We start from the raw sequence: 26,094 nt of genomic DNA on the forward strand, positions 1-26,094 counted from the left end.
TACCGCTCAACTGGCGCTTTTTTGATAGGTGGCTAATGATGTCGGAGCGGTGTGACGTAGTGGTATTGGGCCTGGGCGCCATGGGCGCCGCCACCGTGTATCAGTTGGCGAAGGCCGGTGTGAATGTCGTCGGCATTGACCGCCATCACCCGCCGCACAACCTTGGCTCCAGCCATGGCGATACGCGCATCACTCGGCTTTCGGTCGGAGAAGGTGCGCAATACGTACCGATCGTGCGCAATTCCCACCGGATTTGGCGCGAACTTGAAGTGCTGACGGGAGAGTCTCTGTTCGAGCAATCAGGTCTGCTGGTACTGACCTCAAGCCCCGAGTTCGACCCCAACGACAAAACCGACTTCACCCTGCGCACCATCGGTTTGGCGCAGGCCTACGGTATCGAGCACGAAGTCTTGTCCGCCGCACAGATTCGCCAGCGCTTCCCGCAGTTCGCCCACGTGCATGACTCGGCCATCGGCTATTTCGAGCCCGGTGGAGGGTTTGTGCGACCCGAGCGCTGCATCGACGTGCAGCTCAAACTGGCCGAACGACACGGCGCGACCCTGTACAAAGGCGAGACGGTCACCGGGATCACATCGGACGAGCAGGGCGTCACTGTCAACACCGACCAGCGCACGCTGCTGGCCAAAAAACTGGTGATCAATGCAGGCAACTGGAGTGGCGAATTGCTCGGCAAACCGTTTGAAAATCTGCTGAGTGTCTACCGGCAAAAGCTGTTTTGGTTCGAACTGGAGGAGCACGCCGGGCTGGTCGGTCACTCGCCGACATTCATCCTCACCCACGGCCATGGCGACGACAAAATCAACTACGGCTTCCCCGCATTGTCCGGCGAAGGCTGCATGAAGATCGCCACCGCCCAGTACCACACCGCCTCGTTGCCGCAAACGATCGACCGCACCGTCTCGACGGCCGAAGAGCAGGACATGTATGCACACCAGGTACACGGCCGCATCGCCGGCGTGACGTCCAAAGTGATCAAGTCTGCGGTCTGCGCCTACACGGTGACGCCGGATCGCCACTTCATCATCGACCAGCATCCGTCACTGCAACACACCCTGTTCGTGTCCGCCTGCTCCGGCCACGGCTTCAAACATTCCGCCGCACTGGGCGAGGCGTTTGCGCAGTGGTGCATGCGCGGTTCGACCGACCTGGACCTCTCGTCTTTCTCCCTGAAACGCTTTGAAGGCTGCTGAGCCCGCTACTGTGGCTTCAAGATGAGCCGATGGATCGCCAGGTGACACATCACGATGGGATGTCAGTTCAGCAGGGTATTTACTTGAGTCAAAATGCGCTATTTCCAAAGCAATAAAGCGCCAAGATGGTTTTCAACTACACTGAAGAAGCAAAAACTATTTTAATAATCTTGGCTGCGGGTTGTTTATTCATGCTGGCGGTGAGGCCTATATGGACATTGAAATCCTTAAACAGGCTGTCATGGATTCGCGCGATGGAATCACCATCTCCGACAACTGCAGAGATGACAATCCGTTGATTTTTGTCAATCCCGCCTTTGAACGCATGACCGGCTATTCTCTCGAAGAATCCATAAATATTAACTGTAGATACTTGCAGGGAGATGATCGTGAACAACCTGAATTAGAGGTCGTTCACCACGCCATTGCAAACGGGGAGTATTGTCTGGTTGTGTTGCGAAACTACCGGAAGGACGGAACAATGTTCTGGAATGAATTGAGCATATCGCCAATTCATGACGAGGCGGGAGCGGTCAGCAATTTTATAGGGATACAAAAAGATGTCACATCGCGAGTTATTCTGCAGCAGCAACTCAGTGACGAAATTCACTCCCTCGAAAAAACAAAATCGCATCTCGAGCAGCTATCGATAAAAGACGGGCTTACCGGGGTTTATAATCGGCGCTTCTTTGATAGTCAGTTTGAGATTCAATACAAGATCGCTTGTCGGAACAGTGAGGCGCTCACGCTCATCATGATTGATGTTGATGACTTCAAGTCATTCAATGACATATATGGGCATCAAGCAGGTGATGAAGCATTGATAGGTGTGGCGAATGGTTTGAGTAAATCATTCCAGAGGGGCTCTGATTTTGTTGCCAGGTACGGGGGCGAAGAGTTTGTGATTTTATCCAGCGGCATGACGATGGATCAGTCATCTGTTTACGTGAACTCTCTGTGTCAGCGTGTGCGCGACTTGAGAATTGCGCACTCCTCTTCGCGCACGGGCTATTTAACTATCAGCATCGGATTTTCTGTTCATCAATTCACCCCGACAAACACGTCCAACTTACTGCTTGCGCAAGCTGATAAAGCACTTTATCTAGCGAAAGAGCGAGGAAGGAATCAGTGTGTAGGTTTTTAGGCGCGCTTTTCGGCCTCTTAATCATCGCCAACCCGACATGTCTGTCATGATCTTCCTTGAAAAATCTGCCCCACCTCAACGTCTCACTCGTCGAGGTGGGCAACCCTGTTCTCAGCCGCGCTTTGGCAACTTCCAGTTCGGGCGAATGAAGTGGCAGGTGTAGCCATTCGGAATACGTTCCAGATAATCCTGGTGCTCAGGTTCTGCTTCCCAGAACGGGCCCGCCGGTTCGATTTCGGTGACGACTCGGCCTGGCCACAGCTTTGAAGCGTCGACGTCGGCGGCGGTGTCTTCGGCGATGTCGCGTTGCTGTTCGCTCAGGTAATAGATCGCCGAGCGGTAGCTGGGGCCGAGGTCGTTGCCCTGACGGTTGGGCGTGCTCGGGTCATGGATCTGGAAGAAGAACTCAAGGATCTGCCGATAGCTGATCACCGCCGGGTCGAAGACGATCTCGATGGCTTCGGCGTGGTTGCCATGGTTGCGATAAGTGGCGTTCGGCACCTCGCCGCCAGTGTAGCCGACGCGCGTTTGCAGCACGCCGGGATAGCGCCGCAGCAGGTCCTGCATGCCCCAGAAGCAGCCGCCAGCGAGGATGGCAGTTTCGGTTTGGCTAGTCATGGTCTGTGCTTCCTCTCGGGAATTTTGGGTGTAGCCATTGTTATGCGGGCGTGTCCGGCAATTCCAAGTCTGGACGATACAAATAAGTCTGCTGATCACTCCCCACTTCAAGCGTGCTCTTCAAACCTGCGCACATCACCCAAAGAGTCACGCTGCATCGATTGCAGGTTTTTCTCGATGGTTTCGCACAGGGCTTCCATCTGGATCTGGTGTTCGCTGTGGCAAAACGGGCTTTGCAGGTCAGTGCCGATGCGCTCGATGGCCAGTAGCATAAAGCCCACCACGGTGGAAGCCAGCGGAGTGAACCAGCCCAGGGATTCCACCAGACCTACGGGCACGATCAGGCAGAACAGCGAAATAAACAGCCGCGGGAAATACACATAGGGGTAGGGCAGCGGGGTATTGGCGATGCGTTCCATGCCGCCCTGGCTGTTGGAGAGTTCCACCAGCGTCGACTCCAGCCGTGCCAGGCGAATGCTGTCCAGGCGTCCGGCCTTGTATTCCCGGGCGAGCAGGGCGGCGGAACCGGTGAGGATGTCGTTGGCAAAGTTGTTGGTGGTGCCGCTGCGGGCGAATTCATCGGCGGGAATGAACGCCCGGACTTCCTCCGGACAAGGCTGACCCTGCAGATGCGCCGCGAGGCAGTTCACATACGCCACATGGCGGCGCAACAGGGTCGACTTGACCGGATTGACTTCGCTGTTGGGGTCATCCAGCAACGTCAGGACCTGGCGGGCAAAACTGCGCGAGTTATTGATCATCGTGCCCCACAGCGTCCGCGCTTCCCACCAACGGTTGTAGGCGCTGCTGTTACGAAAACTGATCAGCACCACCAGCGCCGAACCCAGCAACGTCAGGGGCATCAGCGGCAGGTTCATCTTGGCGTTCAGAAACAGCATGAAGTCCACGGTGACGGCGATGTCCCAGAGCAACAGCCAGAACAAGGCCCAACCGACATAGCCCATGGTCTTGATGATCAGACGGTATTTTTTGACGATGGCAGCTTTCAAACGGAAACCTCGTGGCGAGCGATAAGCATTGATGCCTTAGCTCGGACGGTGTTTTCGGGGTAAAGGTTCGGTCAGTCGCGCAGGTTCTTCACTGGCTGGCTTATCAGCTCTGACACGATTGAGGGAGAAGGAAAGGAATCTTTTCATGAATCTGGCAATCGGCGTTTCTACTTTTTTGTGGATGAGCCACGACGCACCAATCATCAGGATGAGGGTTCCCCACAGCAGCAGATGCGGATTCACAGCCGGATAAGCAATGTTGAAAATCATGAACCCGATCATTTGATGTAATAGGTAAAGCGGGTAAGTCAGTGCCCCTAATGCGGTCCAGTTCAACCTGCCTATGGCCGCTGTTTTGTTGCTCACAATCAAAAGAAACGTCATGAAAAACAGGAAAATCACGCCGCAGATAATCAGAGGGTCGTATTCGGTCGAATACTTGCTTTCGATCGATTCGGCCCATGCTATGGCGGTGAAACAGGCCAATGCCAATGTCCCCAGCAAGAGGAGAATCCGGGCAATTGTGAATCCTTTCGCCCATATGAGGTAGAACGTGGCACCTGCGATGAAATACGCCGCGTAGTCGGTGATCAAGATCGAACGCAGTTTTTCAAATACGAGTATTTCTGCTGTAGCAGAGACCAGTAGCCAAAGCACGAGGCAGGGTTCGATTTTCTCTATTTTCTTGAATCCCAACAGTATGGAGATCATCAGGTAGAACTTGATTTCCACAAACAACGACCAGTAAACGCCGTCTATTTGCTCGACACCCATCAAGTCGCCAAGCAATGTCATGTTGATAAGGTATTGATAAAGAGTGGCCGTAAATCGCGGCTGGCCGATGGCCAGGATAAAAAGAAAAGTCAGGGTGCAGCACACCCAGAACGCCGGGCAGAGCCGAACGACGCGGGAGATGAAAAAAACTTTGAGGTTATTGCTCGACGCGGTCATCAGAATGACGAATCCGCTGATCATGAAAAAAAGTTCGACGCCCAAATAACCGTACTTGGCGGGCTCAGCCAATAACGGGTAAGGCATTACAGACATGTCGCCCTTTGCATAGCCGCGAAAAGCATAGTGAAAAAACACTACGGCGATCGCAGCAAGGAATCGCAGCAAATCCAATTCCTTCAATCGTCGGTCGTTCATGTATAGGCGCTCCAGACTTGTTAGCGCTGATTGAAAACTGACGACTCTGGCGAGTGAAATTCGACCCAAGGCGAAAGCTGTTACAGCAAGGGCTGCTTATGGACTATCCAGGCTCCGTGAGACGGTTATGGACTGCGTTGCCACATGTAGAAGTAGTCGACTTCGAAGGTGGAGGGCAGGTCAGCATCGTCGACCACCCCGAACCATTTCCACATGGCCTCACTGTCAAAGTTCACCTCCATCGGGAAGAAGAAGTAGTTGTTCTTCGACTCCCTGACCAGCACGCCATCGACGTACCAACGCAGGGTGTCGGGCTGCCAGTCGAAGCCGTAGATATGGAACGCATCCGCCAGGCGCCACGGACTGACCCAGATGCTGCCATTGTCGATATGTTCAGTGCTTTGTGGCGTCGCCCAGAGGTGGGCATTCATGTGATACGAGCGGTCCAGGGCCGCGTCTTTGGTCTTGCCGGCGATTTCAAAGATGTCGATCTCGGTGGCGTTGTCGAGCATGCCTGTCCAGGCGAGCCAGAATGCGCTGGAACCTGCGGAGTTCATGGGTTTGGCACGGGCTTCGTAGTATCCGTAAAAACCGCGTTCAGTTGTCCGCACCATCGCTGAGGTGTAGTCCTTGAAGCCGAGTTTGACGTACTTCTGCGGCAAGGTTTCCTTGCGGAAAACAATGTTCAGATTGCCATTGCTGACGGAGGCATTGTTCGGCGTGTAAAGCGCCGGTTTGCGTCCGAGCGACTCGTTCCCGATGGCGTTGTTGACGTGCCAGCGTGTGCGGTCGAGAGTGCTGCCGTTGAAGTCGTCGGACAGCTTCCTGTTGAGCGTCCACTGACCGGCATTGGCCTGGTCGGACAACGGCAGATTGGCGCGGGTCCGGGTCGGTAGTGCGCCGAGTGGCCCGACTCGGGTCCAGGTATCGGCTTGTTTGGGAATGGCGACGGACCATTTTTCCGCCAGGTACTTAAAGGCACGCTGGCGTTCTGCGAGTGAGGCAAACGCACGGTCGTACACCATCACTTCGGCGATGTCGCCGCGAAAGTTATCGGACTCACCCACGGCACTGCGCCCTATTGCATACGGACCGATCGGCACATCGTAAAGCTCCAGGACGGAAACGGTCGGCGCATACGCCGTTGTCTGTTGCAGGCTGATGGCGAAATTCGGCAAGACGTTATCGTTTTGGGCGATTTGCGGGCCTGAGCTGAACAAGCGTTGCCAGGGATCAACCTCGGCTTGGTCGGGCAATCGACGAGACACGATCAATACCGTCACCGGGCCTTTGGCGCTGCGCAGGGCTTTGCCCAGAAACGCCGACGCGCCACTGAAACGCACGACGGAATGGCCATTCAGGGCGTTTGCCATCCGCTGTGGCGGCGAGGCGGCATTGTCGACTGTCGCGTGATTGGACTTGCCGGATTTGTCATTCCAGCGCTTGATCCGGTTCTGCGTATCCAGGGTCATTGTTGACGCATCGTCCGCGTCCAGCCACAGCACCAGCCCGGTGGTGGGGGCACCGGGAGGCGCTGGTGCGGCGTTGCACACCATCGAAACCGACAGCAGCAGTACCGGCAGCAATCCTTTGAACGTCATTTAACGGCAACCAGCGCTGGAATTTCGAATGACGACTGATATCCCTGCGGATTACACGACTGCCAGCGCCAGGTATCGACAATCATCTGTTGCAGGTCGCGTTGCGCGGTCCAGCCCAGCTCCCGTCCGGCCTTGCCGGGGTCGGCCCAGCATTTGGCGATGTCACCTTCGCGTCGCGGTACAAACCGGTAGGGAATGGTAATGCCGGTGATGTCTTCGAAACTCTGGATGATTTGCAGCACGCTGTAGCCGATGCCTGTGCCGAGGTTCCAGACATTGATGCCGTTGTTGTACTGCAACACTTGAAGCGCTTTGAGGTGGCCGATGGCAAGGTCGACCACGTGGATGTAGTCGCGCACGCAGGTGCCGTCCACGGTGGGATAGTCGTTGCCGTACACCGTGAGTTCGGGAATCCGGCCAATCGCGACCTGCGTCAGGCACGGCAACAGATTGTTGGGGCGGCCTCGGGGGTCTTCGCCGATCATCCCGCTCTCGTGAGCGCCAATCGGGTTGAAGTAGCGCAACAACGCGATGCTCCAGCGTGGATCGGAATGGCACAGATCGGTGAGCAACTCTTCGATCATCAGCTTGGTGCGGCCATAGGGATTGACCGGTTTGCCGGTGCCGAAATCTTCGGCGATCGGTGTGCGCGTGGGCTCGCCGTAGACTGTGGCCGATGAGCTGAACACCAGTCGAAAGACGTTATGGCGAGCCATTGCCCGGCACAGGTCAAGCGTGCCGGCGACATTGTTGGCGTAGTAATCCAGCGGTTTGCGCACGCTTTCTGCAACGGATTTGAGGCTGGCAAAATGCACCACGGCATCGATGTCATAGCGGCTGAAAATGTCGTCCAGCACGGCCGCATCACGGATGTCGCCATGGATGAAATCGACCCGGCTCAGGGTCAATTGCTCCAAGCGCGCGATGCACTCTCGACAGCTGTTACTCAGATTGTCGAGCACCAACACATGGTGTCCGGCATTGATGAGCGCCAAAGCGGTATGCGAGCCGATGTAACCGGCCCCGCCAGTAATCAACGTAGTTTTGCGCATGGTGAGCTCTTCCTGTCTAAGGGACTGAATTCAGCGGGAGGTGAAAACCGATTTGAATTCTTGCGGCCAGCGCGGGTGCATGACGCTATACGCCACGGCATAGCTCAGCGCGCCAACCACGATGTTGCAGATCAGGTGCAGGTAACCTTGAAAACCTTGCAGCGGTGACACGTACACGACGGTCGTGGCCATGACGAGTGAGGCGATCACGCTGCGGTAATTGGAGTCGAAGAACCGACCCCAGCCGTAACCAATGGCCTCGTTGAGTCCACGGATTTGCAGCGGTGTGATCAACAGCATCCTGGCCAGCAACGCGAGGGCCGCGGCCATGCCGCCGTACAGGCTGCCGAACCCGTAGACCAGCGCCAGCGCCAGCACGGTGGTGACCACTTCAGCCTTGATCGTCAGGTGGCTACGATTGACCGCAACCAGTGCGGTGGTGGCGTACATGGCGGTGTTGCCAATTGCCGCCGTGCAGGCCAGCACTTGCAGCAAGGGAATGGCATCGGCCCACTTGGCGCCGAATATCAACAGGATGAGGTCGTTGGCCGTGAGCGCGATCCCGATGAACAGGGGCGTCAACAGAAAGCCGCTGACGGCGGTGGAGTCGCCAATGATCCCGAGCAGTCGCGATGGCTCTGCGCTGCGCCGGGCGAACACCGGCAGCGCATAGCTCAGCAGGCCGTTATAAATCGCAGTGCGAGGCAGATCGATGATGCGCATTGCCATGTTGAACATGCCGACCGCGTTCGCGCCGGCCGTCATCCCCAGCACCACGTTGACCCCGCGCTGAAGTGTTTGTGTACTCAGCGCGTTGATGGCAACCGGTGTGCCGGCCTTCAACAGCTCCCGCAAGAACGGACCGTCAATGTAAAAGGCTATGCGCCGCGGGTCTGAGCGCATCAATACGATGATCGACACGAACTCCATGATCAGCACCTGGGCAATGACCGCCCAGGCCCCCCATCCCCAAAGCGCGACAGCGATGCCGCCGACCCCACCAAACACTTTGCCCAGTAACGTGCGCGACGCCAGCGTCTTGAAGTTGCCGCTGCGGCGCATTTGCGCCACATAGACACGCGCCATCATGGTGAAAAGGATTTTCACCGAGGCCACCGCCGTCATCGCTTGCAGCATCGGGTCGGGCGTATACAGCATCACCGCGCCCGAGATGACGACGATGGACACCAGGCTGACCAGTACCGAGGCCCAGAACGCGGTAGAGATGTGTTTATCTTCCAGTCGTTCAAGCCGTACCAGGGGATCTTCCAGCACTGAGGAGTAGATGAGACCGACCAACTCGACGATGGCAATGATGATCGTGCCCACCCCCAGTTCGGCGGGCGACAGCAGCCTGGCATACACGACAAAGGTAATCATCGACAGGAAAATCAGGCCGAATTTTTCGGTGAAGATCCAGCCCAGGGAAATGAGGCGTCGATTGGCCATGGCGGATACCGGTTCAATGAGCGGTGGTTGATACCGTTGGCTTGCGCAAGGATCTGGCGCGGGCATAGAGGTAACGCAGGGTTGGTTTGCCGTGGTCGAAGAACAGCGTTTGCCAGGAATGCTTGAGCATTCGCTGGTACACATCGATCACCTCGCCATGCCAGCCGCCTCGGGAAAAGGTATTGAGAAAGTCGGTGTGGTTGCCCAGCACGAAATCGATCTGTTGCTGCTGGCTGAGCTGCGCGCCATAGCGGGCGAGATAGACTTCGATGAACTTGATCTTGTTCTGGTAGTGCTTTTTCGGTTGTGCGGTCATGTTGCCGCTGTTGATCGTGCGCTCCAGCAACACCTGCGGCACCGTGTGGATCTCCCAGTGTTCAGCGATTCGGGTCCACATGAAGCGATCCTCGCAATAACGCAGGCCGGCATCGAAGCAGCCGAGTTGCATCATCACGTCGCGCTTGACCAGCGCGGCAGATACGCCATTGAGGACGTTGGCGTGGATGAAATCGTAGAAATGCATGCCGCTCTTGCGGATGTTGTCCAGTTGCCGCCTGCCGTCGCTGTAGTTGACCTGGCAGTAGCAGTCGATCAGCCCCACCGGCCGTCCCTGAAGAAGGAGTTCGTCATACAGCGCCAGTTGTAGCTCCAGCTTTTGCGGGCGCCATTGGTCATCGGCATCGAGCATCGCCACAAACGTCTCTTGAGAGTGCCGAATCCCATGGTTGCGGGCGCTGGCCTGACCTTCGTTGGCTTGCTGCAACAGCGTCAGGCGAAACGGCGCCGCGAAGTCTTTGACCCGTTGTGGTCCATCATCGGTGGAACCATCGTCAATAACGATGACGTGATCGGGCAGTCGGGTTTGCTCGGCCAGGGATACCAGCGTTTGCTCAATGCTGTCGGCGCCGTTGTACATCGGGATCACGACGCACACGGTATGCGGTGAAGGGGAGGCTTGGTTTATCACGGGTGTTTCTCCTTCTGTTACGCCTTGGCTGAATCACGCGGTAATGCCCTGCCAGACGGACGCTGACGCAGGGTGGCCGGTGATAACTCGGGGAATATCGCGCAGTGATGTCGGAAGGACAGCGCCAGGGTGCAGAACACCAAAAACTCGGCGGAGCGGTAGTTGGGGATCACGTAGGCCACATAATTGGTGACGGCGAACAAGCCGATGATCACCAAAGCGCTGGCACGAAACTGTGCGGACTGGTTCGCCGTCACAGCGCGGTATTGTTTGAACAACGCTTCGCCCAGCAGCAGCACCAGCGCAGTCAACTGGATAAAACCACCGTTGAGCAGCGTCTCCATGTAGCCGCTGTGGGCGTTGCCGATGTAGCCCCAGCGAGTGATGAACGCATCCGCGTCGGGGCTGGCCCAGAAGGCGCCGAAGCCGTAACCCTTGAGCCACTGCTGGTCGATAAATGGCGCCAGCAGCTCCCAGATCAACGTGCGATCAGTGAGAGAAGGATCGCGACCGGCGATTTCCAGCAGCCACGCAAGGTGGTTGTACAGCAACAGACAAACCAGCAGAAACACCAGCGTGCAACCGAAGAACAGCCACTGCGAGCGATTGATACGCAAGCGAATCAGAGTGAGGAAGTACCAGTAGCTCACCGTGCCAGACACTATCAGTGCCACGCCGGTCGCCGATTGGGCGAGCAGGATCGCGATCAGCGAAGAAAACGAGCAGAAGAGGGCCCAGCGGTTGCCCTGGCGGATCATCGGCAGCAACAGCAGGATGGCGATCGCATTGAGCCGTGCACCGGCGTTCTTTTCGGCAAAAATCCCCTTGAAGGCGCCGTCGCGAATACCCCCGGACAAGAATGCGAGGTCAGGCCTGACCACGGCGAGTATCAAACCGACCAACGCCGCCACGCCGATGGCACAACCGAGCATGTAGGTGATTTTTTCGAGGGGGTAGTTATAGGCAATGAAACCGGCAAAAAAGACCACGCTGAGCATCGCGATAACCCGCTTGAACGTCAGCATCGGGTCGTAGGACCAGCCAATCGAGGCGATCACACAAGCCATGAACACCAGCAGAAAGAAGTTACTGCGGTAAAAGGTTTTGCTGAGGAAGACCTTGTTGCGGATGAAGAAGAACAACGGCACCAGCAGCGTGATGAGGCCGCAGACCTGGTTGGCGACGCTGCCTTCGAGGTCTTTATCGACGTCACCGAAACTGAATGCGCCGCCCAGCCCAAGGACAAACGTGATCACCTGGATGTAAAACAGCACGCCGAACAGGGTGAAACCGTCGCGTAACGTCGAGTATCTGATCGCCAGTGTGCTCATGATGTTGGGCTCCCGAGCAACGCGTCGAGGTAAGTCTGCACTGCGCTGGCATTCATGAAACGGGCGGCTGCTTCAAGGCGCGAATGGCGCTGTAGATCCCGCGGTGTGGCGAGTTGCAGGGCAATCGCCTGCGCCAGCTCGAGCGGGTCGTCGACAGCGACGAGCGGTGCAACCAGGCCGCCGATCAAAATATCCTGGGGGCCATGGGGGCAGCGGGTCGCTACCACCGGCGTGCCCGTGGACAAGGCTTCTACCAGCGCATTGGGACTGCCCTCGAAGCGCGACGACAGCACAAAGCAATCGGCCGCCGCCACTTCTGCCAGGGGATCACTGGTGTAACCCGGCAGGTCGACGCGATCGGCGACGCCCAACGTGCGTGCGAGTTCAAGCAGTCGAAGTCTGAGTGCGCCTTCACCAAAAATGATCAGGCGTACGTCGGTATCCGGCAACGCGGCGAACGCTTTAATCAAGGTGTCGAAACCTTTTTGCGACGCCAGGCGACCCACGGCGACAATCACCGCGCCAGACTTTTCCAGCAGCCAGCGGTGATTTGGCAGGCCCGGTGGCTTCTCGCGGAAGTTGTTGTCGAGCACCGGGTTGTCGGCAATGGTCACGTCCTGGCGGCGCGCGATGGTGGTATCGACCAGATCCTGGGCGACACCGCGCGACACGCAAATCACCGGGTTGGGAATAAGCCGATAGAGCAGGGGAGCCACCAGATAGGCGGCCCGCACCATGAAGTCGGGGTTAACGTGTTTGTCATGGGAAAAGGCATTGCGCTCGCTGACGTGCAGCCGCGCCAGCGTGCCGGACAGCATGGCAGCGGCGATCGCCACGACGTTGACGTGCGTGAGCGCCGCCAGTTGCGCGTCAAAGCGATTGGCACGCAGAAATCGCGCGAGCGCCGGCACCGCACGAGAGCTGCGCGGGCTGCGCAGTTCAACCTTTTTGACGCGTGGGTCGAGGTGCGCTGCATTGATACCTCCGCCGGTGAGCATCAACAGCGTCACGTCATTGCCGGCGTCGACCAATGCTCCGGCCAGGCGCGTCATCATTTTTTCAGCCCCGCCCGCGCTGAGGTCATGCAGGATAATCAGCAATTTTTTCATTGGTTCCACACCTGGTAATACGCCTGCGCCGCGTGCTGGCTGGTGTACTGGCGGAGGGCGTCAGTGACCATTTTTTCGCTGGGAGCCACGTGATCGGTTGATGTCAGGCTTCGCAGCATTCCATCGGCCAATGCCGGGATGTCGTTGACCTTGACCAGTTGGCCGAGCTGGCCGTTGTCCAGCAGTTCTCTGGGCCCCGTCTCGCAGTCGCATGCCAGCACGGGAGTCCCCAGCGCCAACGCCTCGATCAGTACGGTCGGCATGCCTTCATGAAGGGAACTCAGAATGAACAGGCGTGCTTGCCTGAGCAGTGAATAGGGGTTGCTCAGGAAACCGGTAAAGTGCACCCGGTGGGCGATGCCCAGGCGCTGCGCCTGAGCGATCAGTGCGCCGCGCAACGGCCCGTCGCCAGCGATCACCAGATCGGGTAGCGCCTGGCGGTGCAGCGCCATGGCGTAGGCATCGAGCAGCAGGTGAAAACCTTTCTGTTCCGTCAACCGGCCCAGACCCAACCAGTAGTCGTCTGGTAGCCCGGCGGGCAGCGGCGCGCGTGAGGCTTGAAACAGTTGCTCGGTGATGACCGCGTTGGGGCAATAGCAAACGCGCTGCTGACCCCATGGCAGCAAGTCGGCCAGAGACTGGCGCAATGCCGTGGAGACCGTCACCACTTTTCCGCTGCCACACAAGTACAAGGCATAGAGCAGGCGCAGGCTTGAAGGGCTGGTTTTCTGCTCAGTGCAATCGAGCGTGACGTGCCGGCTATAGATGACTTTGCAGGCACTGCCCAAGGTGGCGAACCAGGTGCAGACGTTGGCCTGTTCCTTGGCGGAAATCAGGTGAGTGACGCCCTCGCGACGAATGAGCCGACGCAACAGGACGATTGATTTGAGCAGCCCGACGATGCCGTTGCCACCGCCGCTGTTGTGGCGTTGATCGCCGTCAGTGTCCGGCGTTTCACCGTTCATGACGAAAAAGCTCACCCGCTTTCCATCCTTGTGAAATTGCTCGGATAACCGTTGCTGTACCCGCTCGACGCCGCCGCCGGTCTTGAAATCTTTGAGAATGAACAGGATGTGCATAGTCATTCCCCAACGCTGATGGCGACTTTGTGCCGAGCGAGCATCGTCAACAGGTGCACAAAGTTGCTGGGGTAATCGATGAGGTAGCGTTTGATCGTATGAGGCTCGCGATACATTCGATAAAACGCGCGCAGGTGCAGGCGATTGATCATCGCCGGGTAGTACTGCCGCGTGGCCAGGGCTTCCTGGCGAATGAACCCGCCGCAGGTGAAGGCGACACCGCGAAAACCTGCGCGCAACGCATCCTGTTCGAACTGTTCTTGCAGTCCCGCGCCCAGGCCAACGATCAGGATGTCCGCTTCGCTGTGGCAAATGTCGGCCTGAATGGCCTCGGCCTGCGAGGTATCAAAGTAGCCGTTGTGGTAACCGGCGATGGCCAGTTGCGGGTAGAGGCTCTTGATCTTGCTGATGAACAGATCCAGTTCAACTTGCCGAGCGCCGACGAAATACACGCGCTTGCCCAGCTGCTCAGCGCTGCCGAGTACAAGATCGGCAATCGAGGTGAAGTCAAAGCTGACCCGGCCGATCGTCTTGCCGGTTACGCGAGACATGAAGGTCGACATCAGCATGCCGTCGCAAAAATAGTTGATGGTGCTTGGGGTCTGCCCGAACACGCTGCCGATGGAGGCGAAGTTGATGAAGGAGTAGGCCTGGTTGGCCTCCAGTAATTTCGGTGAGTACTGCCCGACTAATTCCAGCTTGAACATGGCGCGGCTCCTTTCAGATGACTGAGGGGGTCTGCCGCCCCACGGAAACGTAGGTGAAGCCGCGTTTGCTCAAACGCTGTGGATCGAACAGATTGCGTCCGTCGAAGATCAACGGCTGTTTGAGCCGCTGACTGAGCAGGTCGAAGTCCGGTGCCCGAAACGATTGCCACTCGGTGACGATGATCAGCGCGTCGGCATTTTTCAGTGCCGCTTCCTTGGTGCCTGCCAACGTCAGGTCATCGCGCGAGCCATAAATGCGCTGGGCTTCTTCCATGGCTTTGGGATCAAACGCCTGAACGTTGGCGCCGGCCTGCCACAAGGCCTCCATCAATACCCGGCTGGGGGCTTCGCGCATGTCGTCGGTGTTGGGTTTGAAACTCAGCCCCCAAAGGGCAAAGGTCTTGCCGCGAAGGTGACCGTCAAAGTGATTGAACACTTTGCTGTACAGGCTGGTTTTCTGTTCCTGGTTGCGCGCCTCGACGGCCTTGAGTACCCGAGCATCAATGTCGACGCTGGTGGCGGCATGTATCAGCGCTTTCACGTCTTTGGGAAAGCACGAGCCGCCGTAGCCGAGGCCGGGGTAGATAAATTGATAACCGATGCGTGGGTCGGAGCCGATGCCATGGCGGACATTCTCGATGTCGGCACCGAGTTTTTCGGCGAGGCAGGCCATTTCGTTCATGAAGCTGATCTTCGTCGCCAGCATGCAGTTGGCGGCGTACTTGGTCAGTTCAGCGCTGCGAACGTCCATGACAATGATTTTTTCGCGGCTGCGATTGAACGGTTCATACAGCTCGCGCATGACCTCTTCAGCACGCGGGCTGTCGGTGCCGATGATGATCCGGTCGGGCCGCATGCAGTCTTCGACCGCGCAGCCTTCCTTGAGAAATTCCGGATTGGAGACCACGTCGAACGTCAGGTCGCTGCGATTGTTGTCGGCCAGTACCTGCTCGACACGCTCACGCACCAGGTCCCCAGTGCCGACCGGCACCGTGGATTTGTTGACGATGATGTGGTGCCGATCCATGTTCAACGCGATGGTTTGCGCCACGCTCAACACGTATTTGAGGTCTGCCGAACCGTCTTCGTCTGGCGGTGTGCCGACGGCAATCAACAGCACATCGCCATGGTGAACGGCCTCGGCCAGATCAGTGCCGAAGCGCAGCCGGCCACTTTGATAGTTGTCCCGCACAAGGTTTTTCAGACCCGGCTCGTAGATGGGCAGCGCGCCTTCCTTCAGCGCCTCGACCCTGGCAGCGTCGACATCGACGCAGAGCACGTTATGCCCAACCTCGGCCAGTGCGGCGCCTTGAACAAGGCCCACGTAACCAATACCGAATACGCTCACATTCATGGTCAAACCTCAGGTCGTCGTGACGGTTGTCAACGCAGGGAAGGGGGAGGCTTTAGAGCTGGGGCAGGGGTCAGTAGATGTTTTTCGAAAACAGCGTGAAGGGCGTCTTGATGAGGATTTTTATGTCGAGCCACAGCGACCATTGGTTGATGTAGTTGAGGTCCTGGGCGACGCGCAGCTGCATCTTTTCCACCGTCTCGGTTTCGCCGCGATGCCCGGTGATCTGGGCCAACCCGGTGATGCCCGGCTTGAGTCGATGGCGGGCCATGTAGGCGCGGACTTTTCCGGTGTAATAAATGTTGTGAGTGACGGCATGCGGGCGCGGGCCGACCAGGGCCATCTGCCCGGACAGGACATTGAACAACTGGGGCAATTCGTCGATGGAACTGCGGCGCAGCAAGCGTCCGATCGGGGTGATGCGATCATCGTCACGGGTGGCTTGGCGCACCTCGTGGTCGTCGTGGACGCGCATCGAGCGAAACTTCCAGACCTTGATCACTTCACCGTTGCAACCGTGGCGGTTCTGCTTGAACAGCACCGGGCCTGCGGAGGTCAGTTTGACCGCTGCCGCCGCCACCAACAGCAAGGGGCTGAGCAGAATAATCGCCACGGTGGCCAGGCTGCGTTCGAACAGGTCCTTGCAAAACAGGCTGGCCGGATGCGAGCTGATCAGGCTTTCATTGAGGTAGATGGCCGGCATCCGCTCGATTTCCGAGATCGAATGGTTGAGCAACACCATGCTGCCGAAATCCGGGATCCACACCACGTCGACATTCATGTCCAGCAGGTCGATGTAGAGCGCTTCGATGGTGGCGGCATGCGCCATGGTCAGCACGACGTAGACACGGCGCACTTCCAGGCGCGTGATGATTTCGCGGATCGCGTCAACGTGACCGAGCAGCGGCAGAATGCTCGGGGCCGGGCCGCTGTTATCGGCGGCGGCGATGAAACCCAGTACCAGCGCGCGATTCGGCCTGGAGAGTTTTTTCGCCAACTCATGGGCCGTCGGGCAGGTGCCGATGATCACTGAACGACGCTCGTTACAGACCTTGCGCGAGTGCAGTCGGGCCAAATAATGAAGGGGCAGAAAACTCGCCGCCTGCACCACGAAACCCAGCACCGCCCAGACAATGATCACCTGGCGCGAAAACGTCGCACTGGTCTGGGTGATGAAGGCAATCGCCGCGAGCACGGCCAGCAGGATCAACCAGCCGGCGAGCAATCTGCCGAGCCCGACCAGCAGGCCATGGCGTTTGTGGTAGACCCTCATCAGGCTGTAAATCGGCACTGAACCGAGCACCGTCAGAATGATCAGGATGCGGTATTCGCTGGTCAGACTGCCGACGCGCCAATACACGAGCAGCATCAGCAGCGAAGTCACCAGCGACAGCGCACACAGCCACTGGCCCCAGAATGTCAGGCCACGGCGTTGCGTCATATGAGCGGTATAGAGCGGTGTCATCGGCTTAACCTCAGGCAACAGTCATCCATCAGCGCTAATCAGGCAGACACGAGGTGTCTCCTGAAGGCTGTTCCGTAGTTCGGCAGAGGTGAAGCGGTTGTGTGATGGCAGAACGGGGGCAACGGCAGGCTTGTTCGCCCGACGTTACCTGGGCGCGAAGTCGTAGTTATAGAACGCCCGGGAGTGGTGGTGGCCATACTTGCGCGCCTTGCGCAGGTCCACCTGATTGAGCACGGTGCCAAATACCGGCACATGGCTCTGTTGCAACATGGCAAGGCCCCTTTGCACTTGGCTGATGGGCGTGCTGTCGGCCTTGACTACATAGATCACCGCATCCGAGTGCTTGGCCAGCAACAACGCGTCGCTGATCATCTCCGCAGGGGGTGAGTCGATGATGATGTGGCGGTAACGCGATCTGAGTACCTCAAGCATGCGCGCCATGCGCGGCGAGCTGAGCAAATCCTGTGGCGGCGGCTGCAACGCGTTCGGCGAAGTGGCAGGGGAAGGCAGGCGCGGCGCGGCGAACATATCCAGCGAAGGCGGCAGAACCTTCCCGGCCGGCAGCATGTCCAGGTTGCCCACCGAAACGATGCAGTCTTCGAGCCTGGCGGTGCCTGCAATGACGTTCGCCAGTCCCGGACTGTCCGGTGGGAAGTCGAAGTTCAACGCCAGGGTTGGCTGACGCATGTCAGCATCGATCAACAGCACCCGCTCCAGCGAACTCAGTGAACTGGCCAGGTTGTTGGCAATGGTGCTTTTACCCTCACCGGCAACGGTCGACGTCACCAGTACCACCTGCGAGGGCATTTCGCTGCTTTGCAACATCAGCCAGGTGCGCAGATTGCGAATGGTCTCGGAAAAACGCGGGTTGTCGTTGTCTTCGAACAAGCGCGCCAGTTGCCGGCGAGTTTTCTTCGTTACCAACGGCACGACGCTGAGCAGCGGAATGTTAAGTGCGCTTTCGATCGATTCGTCGGTTTTGAAGGTATTGCTCAGGCTCTCGAAGAGCAGCGCCAAAGCAACGCCGATCACCGCAGCGATCAACCCGACGATCCCGACAATCAAACTTTTACGGGGCTTGCTCGCTTCAACTGGAACAATGGCCGGGTCAACAATGCGCACTTTGGTCGAGTCCATGTCGGCGGTGGCCGTGGTCTCTTTCAAACGAGTGACGAACGTTTCATAGAGCGCGCGGGAGCTGTCGACCTCACGTTGGAACTCGCGTAACTGGAACTCTTTGCGAGCGATGTCCTGGATTTGCGCCTTGTTGCTGTTGAAGGATTGGCGCAGCGAGGCTTCACTGGCCGTCGCGAGCTGGTATTGCCGTTCAATACCGGCCACCACTTGCTGGACTTGCAATTGCAGGCTGGTGGTGGCGGTGCGCAATTCGGACTGCGCAGACACCAGGCTCGGGTGTTTTGGACCATAGCGTCCCGCCAGTTCATCAACCTTGGCCTGGGCCAAGGCGCGGTCCGCCTGAAATTTCTGCACCAAAGGGTTGCTCAAGACGGCAGGCACGCTGGAGAGCCGACTCAGATCGCCATTGCTCAGAGACTTCGCCTGGCGGTACTCGCTCTCGGCTTCAGCGCGATTACGACGGGCGTCAACCATGCGATTACCGGTCATTTCCAGTTCGTTGGCGCTGATAGTCGCAACCCCGCCAACGTCGACCAGGCCTTGCTCTTCGCGGTAGCCCTGAAGTTTTTTCTCGGCCGCACGCAAGTTGTCACGCAGCTTGACCAGCCTTGTGTTCATCCACGCCGTGGTGGTTTGCGACGACTTCTCGCTGGTGTCGAGCTGGCTGTCGGTAAAACCCTGGGCCAGCGCATTGGCTGCTGCGGCCGCCAGATCAGGGTCGGGCAGCTCGACCTCGATTTCGAGCAATTGGCTCTTGCCGACGAACTTGACGCTGGTGTGCAGCATGAGGTTCTGCGTGACCTGATTGAAGACGTCTTCTTCGGTGAGCACATCTTTGAGCGGCATCAACATGCCCAGCCCCGGAACCCACTGCTCGAGGTCAAGATTGGTCAGCCATTGGCGCGGTGTGAACCAAGGCTTCGGTTGCTGGCGCGGGTCGGTGACCGGGTGAGTCGTCAGGCCGAGTTTTTTCACCGCGCGTTCGGCAAGATCCCGCGATTGCAGGAGCGCTTGCTGGGTCTGCAAGTAATCCGTGGCGTTGCCGCCTGAATCCTTGACTTGCTGGAAGGACATCAGCGGAGGCGTTTTATCGTTGAACAGCAACGTGGTGCTGCCGATGTATTGCGGGGTGATGGTCGAGACCACCACGGCCGCCAGCAGACCGCTCACCAGAACCAGCCATCCGATGCTCCATTTGGCACGCCAGATCACCCTCCAGAGCTTTAAAAGATCAATGGTGTCCTTGTCTTCGCTGTACTGCTGATGCAGATGCGCTTGAAGAGGACGTTCGACGTAGGTGCTAGGGCTGTTGTCCATGATTAGAAAAAGCCTTGTGCAATGGAAATGGTGTCGCCGGGGGCAATCGTGGTGTTTCGCGTAACGTCATCGGTGAGGGTCGAACCACCGTCACCGCGCAAGATGGTCACGCGCTTGATTGAGGCCCGCTCGGTCAAGCCACCGCCCAATGCGATGGCTTTCTCTAGCGTCAGTCCGGGTACGAATGGATAGCTGCCGGGTTTTTTCACTTCGCCATTGATGTAGAACGAGCGGTATTCGATCTGGCTCAGGCTGACTTTCGGGTCGATCAGGTAACCCTGTTTAAGCCCGTCCACAATGATTTTTTCGACTTGGCCGGGGGTGAGTCCTTTGGCGGAAATCTCGCCCAGAAAAGGGTAGGAAAAGGTGCCAGCGTCGCTGAGACGGATCTTTTTCAGGCTCAACTCCGGCTCACCGAACACGATGATGCGCAAGACATCACCAGCCGCCAGTTTGTATTGAGTGCCGGGGTCTGCTGCATACGCAGAAGGGACAAAAACCAGCGCAAACAACAAGACTAAGGTGTGTGTGTTCATGTCGAGACCCTCTTAAAGGCTGACGTTGAAGCTGATCTGAAACACGTTGCGGCTGAAGCTTTCATTGTCGGCATCAGAATCGTTGTCGCGGAAGCGATAACCGAGTTCGATATCCAGCCATCGGCGCATCGCGTACACCACCGCCAGGTTGTAGTCCTGAAGATTGTCGGTTCGGTTTTGACCTTCGTAGACATAACGCCCGACCCCGGCTTGTGCCACCGTGGTGATGCGTTCCGTCCAGCCATGACGCCAACCCACCTGGGTGAACGTCGACTTCACGGCTTCAGCGCCATCGTCACCTTCAGCGAGGGCCTGGCGAGCAACAAAGGTAAACGTCGAGTAAGTTCGCGGCTTCCATTGCAAATCCACTTGCCAGGTGGGGTTGTTGAGGTCATTGGATTCGTCGCTGTCGAAGTTCTTTCGCTCATAACCGAGGCGGACTTTGCCCGTGGTGCGAGCCGTGAAATCCCATACGGCACCGGCCAGCACGGCATCTGATTTACTGCTGCGCGGACTGTTGGCTTGCTGGTAATCAAAGTTGGTGTGGTCATATTCCAGCAGGCCTCGGGTATTACTGCCGATGCGGTGGTACCAGGTGCTGGTGAGTGCGGTGGTATTACGTTCTTTGTCGTCGTTGATGCCATCGGCATTGTCGTAACGCAGTTCGGCGTAATTGGCCCCGAACTCGAGTTGATTGTCAGCGCTCTTCGCGCCGAAGGTGTAGAGGCCACCGACCTTTTTGTTGTTGAGCTTGTCGTTGACGCCTTCGACCGCCGTCGATTCCGTGCGCTCCCATTTCCGATATTCGGCTTCGAGTTTCAGCCGATGCCGGTCGGTGAACTCCATGACGCTGTCCGCACGCACACGTTGCGCCGTGTTCGAGGCATCCGTTTCGTCGTGATAGATGTAGCGAGTGGGCTGCCAGATCAGCCGAGTGGCGCTGTTGCGATCTTCGGCTTTGAGTTCGAAGGAGGGCGCCAACTTGGTGATCATGGAAGACTGCGTATTGTTTTCCAACTCGCGAAAGTTGTCGTCATAACTTTCTGAAAACAAAAAAGACGGAGTAAAGTCGAATCCGTAAACATTTATCGCTTGCGGTTCAATACTCCAGGCCATTCCAGAATAAAGAGAGGCCGTCATCAGTACAACAGGGCAACGTGACATCAAGGCCATGTTATAGCTCCTGAGGAAAAGGCATATAAAGGCAGGCAGCTAGTTATAGGTTTGATAGCTGGGTTGTTGACGTTCAAGAACGCTGAGTGGCAAGCAGACAGATTGTTCCCGGTTGAGAAACTGCAGAAGGATCATCACCCGGTCGGTACCGTGCGCAGCAACGAACACGCCCTCGAGTGGCGACAGTGGGCCGCTGATGATCTGTAAATGCTCGCCGGGTTTGAGCGCTTCGTCCGCGTCCGACTCTGATTCAAGACAGCGCCCACGCAAATGCTCGATGACGTGCTCTGCCACCGTCGCAGGACCATGGTTGAATTCGACAATGCGACTGACACCGCGAGTGGAACGCAAGGGCGCCCAATTGTCGTTGCGGCTGAGTTGGATAAACAAATATCCGGGGAAGAGGGATTCCAACACCCGCTGTCGTTTCCCGCGAATGACGCGTTCACTGACTAGCTGGGGGTGGTAGACCACATAATTCTGTTGGAGGAGGTTGAGGTGGGCACGTTCATCCTGACGTGGTTTGCATTGCAATAAGTACCAATTAGGTCGATCTGAGCTGGTTGCTGGCATGCTGGTAAACTCTGTAATGATCGAAAGTTTATGCAGGCAGTAGCTCAATGGTGGGCTAAGAAGAGACCGTTGGCAGAAGAGTGTTTTTATTATGATGTAACGCAAGGGTGTTTCAATAATGAATCACATAAGGTTTCATTAAGGTGCGTGACGCCAGGGCGTGACGCTATATTGTGCAGCGCACTAGGAGCGATTAACCGTCTAACTTTTCCAGAGACAAAGCTACCGCACGGTCTGCATATCGCAGTGTTTATGATAGGTAGCTAAGTAGTTGTCTCTAAAATGTCAGCTGTCGAGTAAATTAGCGCTCGCGCCTTGTTCGACGAGACCTTGGTAGTTATCGGCCAGTCTTCACGGTCTGTCAAACGTTCCTTGTCAAAAAACACGCCATTGATCCAATAATGAATTCGGCCGAATACATCATATTGTTTTTATTGAGTATTTATTTCTGACGGATGGCTCGGAATTTTTTCGTCTTTCAAGGTGAAGGCTAATAGGCAAGATCAACAGGCGAATCCCCATAGTTGGGGATTATTATAAAGTCTGGACTGCATTTCCCGATCAACGCTATAAGTAATCACCTATTGAGTTGATTGGAGCAGGGACTATGACCGTTCTTGTGACAGGTGCTGCGGGCTTTATTGGATATCACACGGTCAAACGATTGACTCTGGACGGCCACACAGTAATAGGCATCGACAACCTCAACGATTATTACAGCGTGGCGCTCAAACAGGCGCGCCTCAAGCAGTTGAGCGAGCTGCAAGGTTTCCGTTTCCACACGATGGATATTGTCGATAAGCCGGCTTTGATGGCGCTGTTCGATGAGCACGGTTTCACCGAGGTCGTCCACCTGGCCGCCCAGGCGGGTGTTCGCTACTCACTGGATAACCCGGATGCCTACGCGCAATCGAATCTGGTGGGATTTTTGAATGTGCTGGAAGCCTGTCGACATTATCAGCCCGCGCATCTGATCTACGCGTCGAGCAGTTCGGTGTACGGTGCCAACAGCAAGCAGCCTTACAGTGTCGACGACGCGGTCGAGCAACCGGTTTCCCTGTACGCCGCCACCAAACGCGCCAATGAATTACTTGCCCACAGTTACTGCCATCTCTACGGACTGAAGGCCAGCGGGCTGCGTTTTTTTACCGTTTACGGGCCATGGGGCCGACCGGACATGGCGCTATTCAAGTTCACCGAAGCGATCCTGCAGGGCCGTCCGATCGATATTTACAACCATGGTCAAATGGCGCGGGACTTTACCTACGTCGATGACATTGTTGAAAGCATCGTGCGGCTGTGTCCGAAACCGCCGGTAGCCGACAAGGAGGGCGAAGGCGTCAACCGGATCTTCAACATAGGGCGCGGCAGCCCGGTAGCGCTGCTGGATTTTGTCGATTGTCTGGAGACGGCATTGGGTACAAAGGCTCAGCGCAACTTTATGCCGATGCAAGCGGGCGATGTCATCAATACCTGGGCCGATGTTTCGGCGCTGGCAGAATGGATCGGTTTTTCTCCGCAGGTAGAGGTTGAAGCAGGGGTGGCGCAATTTGTGAAGTGGTATCGAGATTACTATCAGGTTTGAGTCTGACGGTTAAGACCGTTCCAGGCTTGAACATCGCGGCGGCTGCATCATTTTCAGGCTCGCTAAGCCGGCACATTTATTGCTTTTCTAGCAATAAATTGACTTATAGCTAGCAGAATATGAGAGGCCTTTGATTATGATTGCCACGTCGCGCCGCGCGGTTATCTGTACACCTCATGCTGAAGCCAGTGCTTCCGGCATGCGGGTTCTCGACGCGGGAGGCACCGCGATCGACGCGATGTTGTCGGCCAGCGCCATGCTTGCAGCGGTTTTTCCGCACATGACCGGGCTGGGCGGCGATGCGCTGTGGATGATCCATGATCGTCGGGTACGCACCATTGTAGGGATCGGGCAGGCCGGGCAGCGCTTGCCAGAGACAGGCAAGATCAGCCTGCGCGGCCCGGCTTCGGTCGCCACGACGGCGGGTGCCCTGGCCAGCTGGCAGACAGCGGCGACTATCAGTCGGCATGAGTGGGGCTCGAAACTGGGTTGGACCGATCTGCTGGAGGACGCGGCATTCATGGCCGGGCAGGGCACGCCCGTCTCACAATCGCAATTGTTCTGGCAGACCCTGCGCCAGCCGCTGATCGAGCAACTACCGGGTCTCCATCACCTGTGCAAGACCGAGGGTCGCTGGTTGCGCGAGGGCGACATACTGCGCCAGCCAGAACTGGCCAATACCCTTCGCCATCTCGGGCGGCACGGTGTTGAAGACTTTTATCACGGCGAACTCGCGCAAGCCTTCGGCGCTGCATTTGACCGCTTGGGTTGCGGCTTGACGGCCGTCGACCTGGCTCAGACCCGAGCCCTTGAAGCCGCACCGATTTTCGTGCGTTATCGTCAGGGCACGCTGTACAACGTCGCGCCGCCCTGTCAGGGGCTCTATACCTTGCAAGCCATGGCCGCGCTGCAACACAAGCCACTGGCCGACGTCGGCAATGGCAGCGCGCTCTACTATCACTACCTGGTTGAAGCGATCAAACAAAGTCTGCTGCGCCGCAATGCGCAATTGTGCGATCCGCTGACGTCTGAGCGGGATTTCACCTCAAGCCTGCACGCGGCGCAGATTCAAGCCTATGCGGAGGCGATTGATGATCAGCGTGCGGCGCTCTGGAACGAACCCGGTCGTCCCGCCGACACCGTCTGGATGGCCGCAACCGATGAGCAAGGGCGGACTGCATGCCTGATCCAGAGCCTGTTTCATGATTTCGGCTCCGGCTGCGTTATGGGCGATACCGGCGTGCTCTGGCAGAACCGCGCCGCCGGGTTCAATGCCGATACCAGTCATGTCAACGGCTGGGCGCCGGGCAAGCGGCCGGCGCATACCCTGAACCCTTCCTGCTACCTGGCCGACGACGGCCGTCGCTGGTTTTTCGGGACGCAAGGAGGCGATGGCCAGCCACAGACGCAAATGGTCCTGGCGACGCAGTTGATTGACTATCAGCAACCCATTGACCTTGCCCTGCAGACGCCACGCTTTCTGCTCGGCCGCAGCTTTTTCGACAGCACCGACAACCTCAAGCTGGAAGGCGATATCCACGAGTCGACGATCACAGGACTCGCCGCACTGGGCCACGAGGTGGAAGTGATTCCGGCACTTAGCGCCATGACCGGCCACGCCGGGATCATCGCGATTGGCGCCGATGATCACCGCAGCGCCATGCACGATCCCCGAGGGGAGGGCGTCAGCCTCGGTCAATCGAGCTGAGCTGCCGGTCACAAGGTTTGCCGCCGCCCGGGCGGCTGGCGGATAATGCCGCCCATTGCTTACCGTCAGCAGTTTTGCGCGACGGCATGAGGCCTTTTTTGAAAAAGAGGAAAGGATGGGCTTGACCACAGTCACCGCCAAACAGCTTGAGGTCCAGCGCATCGTCGATGCGTTGTATAAGGCCATCGCCCAGCATCGTCTGCCGCCTGGCACGCGATTGATCGAAGCGCAGATCGTCGAAACGCTGCAAGCCAACCGCAATCATGTGCAGGTCGCATTGCAGCGTCTGGCCATGCAAAAAGTCGTGACCATCGCAGCCAACCGAGGCGCCATGGTTGCACAGCCTACCGCGCGCGAGGCGAAGGATATATTCAGCGCTCGGCGGGCCATCGAGCGAGCCATTGTCGAAGCGATCACCCCGGCGGTCATGCGCAAACAGCGCCAGCGCGTGGCCAGTCACATGAACAACGAACGCAAAGCCACCAACGACACCGACCGCCGCGCCATCGTCAGGGAACTGAGTGAGTTTCACTTGATGCTGGGCGAGCTCAGCGGCAATACCGTGCTCAGCGATATCCTCGCCAACCTGATGGTGCGCAGTTCGTTGATCGTCGCGCTGTATCAGCGTAACGACGTACCGTCCTGCGCGTCCGATGAGCACCAGGAAATCATCACGGCGCTGGAAGCGGGCGATAACGCCAAGGCAGTCAAGGTCATGATCGAACACCTGGACGAGCTGGAAGGGCAACTGGCTCTGGAAGAATCAGCGCCTGAAGAGTTCAACCTCAAGCAGGCGTTGAGCGACTGAAATATTGCCGCAAG

The 26,094-nt window shown here is 57.4% G+C and carries 22 protein-coding genes; 5 read left to right on the forward strand and 17 right to left on the reverse strand.

What is annotated here, in order from left to right; genetic code table 11:
* Positions 1 to 38: 38 nt before the first annotated feature.
* Together solA and ACIOVB_RS01120 are read left to right on the forward strand one after the other, a co-directional pair.
* A complete protein-coding gene (solA, locus tag ACIOVB_RS01115) occupies positions 39 to 1,211 on the forward strand; it encodes an N-methyl-L-tryptophan oxidase (protein WP_401264098.1) in 1,173 nt (390 codons plus the stop codon).
* Between the two features lie 211 nt (positions 1,212 to 1,422).
* Complete coding sequence (locus tag ACIOVB_RS01120; protein WP_401264099.1) at positions 1,423 to 2,355, forward strand: diguanylate cyclase; 933 nt, start codon at positions 1,423 to 1,425, stop codon at positions 2,353 to 2,355.
* A 111-nt stretch (positions 2,356 to 2,466) separates the two neighbouring features.
* Here the strand turns inward: ACIOVB_RS01120 and msrA are convergent, their stop codons facing one another.
* The 17 genes from msrA to rfaH form a co-directional block, all read right to left on the reverse strand.
* Positions 2,467 to 2,973 carry a peptide-methionine (S)-S-oxide reductase MsrA gene (msrA, locus tag ACIOVB_RS01125; protein WP_401264100.1) on the reverse strand — a complete coding sequence of 169 codons (507 nt, stop codon included), beginning with the start codon at positions 2,971 to 2,973 and terminating at the stop codon, positions 2,467 to 2,469.
* Between the two features lie 107 nt (positions 2,974 to 3,080).
* A complete protein-coding gene (locus ACIOVB_RS01130; RefSeq protein WP_401264101.1) occupies positions 3,081 to 3,983 on the reverse strand; it encodes a bestrophin family protein in 903 nt (300 codons plus the stop codon).
* Between the two features lie 36 nt (positions 3,984 to 4,019).
* Positions 4,020 to 5,132: an acyltransferase family protein gene (locus ACIOVB_RS01135; protein WP_401264102.1), complete on the reverse strand. Its 1,113-nt coding sequence runs from the start codon at positions 5,130 to 5,132 to the stop codon at positions 4,020 to 4,022.
* A 125-nt stretch (positions 5,133 to 5,257) separates the two neighbouring features.
* Positions 5,258 to 6,733 (reverse strand): family 16 glycosylhydrolase, encoded by a 1,476-nt coding sequence (locus ACIOVB_RS01140; protein WP_401264104.1) that lies wholly within the window; start codon positions 6,731 to 6,733, stop codon positions 5,258 to 5,260.
* Positions 6,730 to 7,785 carry a UDP-glucose 4-epimerase GalE gene (gene galE / locus ACIOVB_RS01145; protein WP_401264105.1) on the reverse strand — a complete coding sequence of 352 codons (1,056 nt, stop codon included), beginning with the start codon at positions 7,783 to 7,785 and terminating at the stop codon, positions 6,730 to 6,732. Before galE ends, ACIOVB_RS01140 begins: the two co-directional genes overlap by 4 nt.
* Positions 7,786 to 7,815: 30 nt before the next feature.
* The gene (locus tag ACIOVB_RS01150; RefSeq protein WP_401264107.1) at positions 7,816 to 9,234 is read right to left on the reverse strand and encodes an oligosaccharide flippase family protein; all 1,419 of its coding nucleotides are present in this window, start codon (positions 9,232 to 9,234) and stop codon (positions 7,816 to 7,818) included.
* Between the two features lie 13 nt (positions 9,235 to 9,247).
* Positions 9,248 to 10,201 carry a glycosyltransferase family 2 protein gene (locus ACIOVB_RS01155; protein WP_401264109.1) on the reverse strand — a complete coding sequence of 318 codons (954 nt, stop codon included), beginning with the start codon at positions 10,199 to 10,201 and terminating at the stop codon, positions 9,248 to 9,250.
* Between the two features lie 17 nt (positions 10,202 to 10,218).
* Positions 10,219 to 11,532: an O-antigen ligase gene (locus ACIOVB_RS01160; protein WP_187679857.1), complete on the reverse strand. Its 1,314-nt coding sequence runs from the start codon at positions 11,530 to 11,532 to the stop codon at positions 10,219 to 10,221.
* Positions 11,529 to 12,641 carry a glycosyltransferase gene (locus ACIOVB_RS01165; RefSeq protein ID WP_401264111.1) on the reverse strand — a complete coding sequence of 371 codons (1,113 nt, stop codon included), beginning with the start codon at positions 12,639 to 12,641 and terminating at the stop codon, positions 11,529 to 11,531. The genes ACIOVB_RS01160 and ACIOVB_RS01165 overlap by 4 nt, the downstream gene beginning before the upstream one ends.
* Complete coding sequence (locus tag ACIOVB_RS01170) at positions 12,638 to 13,720, reverse strand: glycosyltransferase (protein WP_401264112.1); 1,083 nt, start codon at positions 13,718 to 13,720, stop codon at positions 12,638 to 12,640. Before ACIOVB_RS01170 ends, ACIOVB_RS01165 begins: the two co-directional genes overlap by 4 nt.
* A 2-nt stretch (positions 13,721 to 13,722) precedes the next feature.
* Complete coding sequence (locus ACIOVB_RS01175) at positions 13,723 to 14,427, reverse strand: WecB/TagA/CpsF family glycosyltransferase (protein ID WP_187679860.1); 705 nt, start codon at positions 14,425 to 14,427, stop codon at positions 13,723 to 13,725.
* Between the two features lie 13 nt (positions 14,428 to 14,440).
* Complete coding sequence (locus ACIOVB_RS01180; RefSeq protein ID WP_401264113.1) at positions 14,441 to 15,781, reverse strand: UDP-glucose dehydrogenase family protein; 1,341 nt, start codon at positions 15,779 to 15,781, stop codon at positions 14,441 to 14,443.
* A gap of 70 nt (positions 15,782 to 15,851) precedes the next feature.
* On the reverse strand, positions 15,852 to 17,243 hold the full coding sequence (locus ACIOVB_RS01185; protein ID WP_401264114.1) for an undecaprenyl-phosphate glucose phosphotransferase: 1,392 nt from the start codon (positions 17,241 to 17,243) through the stop codon (positions 15,852 to 15,854).
* 144 nt (positions 17,244 to 17,387) lie between these two features.
* On the reverse strand, positions 17,388 to 19,697 hold the full coding sequence (locus tag ACIOVB_RS01190) for a GumC family protein (RefSeq protein ID WP_401264116.1): 2,310 nt from the start codon (positions 19,695 to 19,697) through the stop codon (positions 17,388 to 17,390).
* A 2-nt stretch (positions 19,698 to 19,699) separates the two neighbouring features.
* Complete coding sequence (locus tag ACIOVB_RS01195) at positions 19,700 to 20,233, reverse strand: polysaccharide biosynthesis/export family protein (protein ID WP_401264117.1); 534 nt, start codon at positions 20,231 to 20,233, stop codon at positions 19,700 to 19,702.
* A 12-nt stretch (positions 20,234 to 20,245) separates the two neighbouring features.
* Positions 20,246 to 21,406: an outer membrane beta-barrel protein gene (locus ACIOVB_RS01200; protein ID WP_401264119.1), complete on the reverse strand. Its 1,161-nt coding sequence runs from the start codon at positions 21,404 to 21,406 to the stop codon at positions 20,246 to 20,248.
* A 39-nt stretch (positions 21,407 to 21,445) separates the two neighbouring features.
* Positions 21,446 to 21,979, reverse strand: a complete 534-nt coding sequence (rfaH, locus tag ACIOVB_RS01205; RefSeq protein WP_187679865.1) for a transcription/translation regulatory transformer protein RfaH — start codon at positions 21,977 to 21,979, stop codon at positions 21,446 to 21,448.
* Between the two features lie 607 nt (positions 21,980 to 22,586).
* Here rfaH and ACIOVB_RS01210 point away from each other — a divergent pair.
* The 3 genes from ACIOVB_RS01210 (at position 22,587) to ACIOVB_RS01220 (ending at position 26,080) form a co-directional block, all read left to right on the forward strand.
* Positions 22,587 to 23,564, forward strand: a complete 978-nt coding sequence (locus ACIOVB_RS01210) for an NAD-dependent epimerase (RefSeq protein ID WP_401264121.1) — start codon at positions 22,587 to 22,589, stop codon at positions 23,562 to 23,564.
* A 136-nt stretch (positions 23,565 to 23,700) separates the two neighbouring features.
* Positions 23,701 to 25,272: a gamma-glutamyltransferase family protein gene (locus ACIOVB_RS01215; protein ID WP_401264122.1), complete on the forward strand. Its 1,572-nt coding sequence runs from the start codon at positions 23,701 to 23,703 to the stop codon at positions 25,270 to 25,272.
* Positions 25,273 to 25,387: 115 nt separating this feature from the next.
* On the forward strand, positions 25,388 to 26,080 hold the full coding sequence (locus tag ACIOVB_RS01220) for a GntR family transcriptional regulator (RefSeq protein ID WP_401264124.1): 693 nt from the start codon (positions 25,388 to 25,390) through the stop codon (positions 26,078 to 26,080).
* Positions 26,081 to 26,094 lie beyond the last annotated feature (14 nt).

This window comes from Pseudomonas sp. NPDC087639, from assembly GCF_044743385.1.
In the GTDB taxonomy this organism is placed as follows: Bacteria; Pseudomonadota; Gammaproteobacteria; order Pseudomonadales; family Pseudomonadaceae; genus Aquipseudomonas.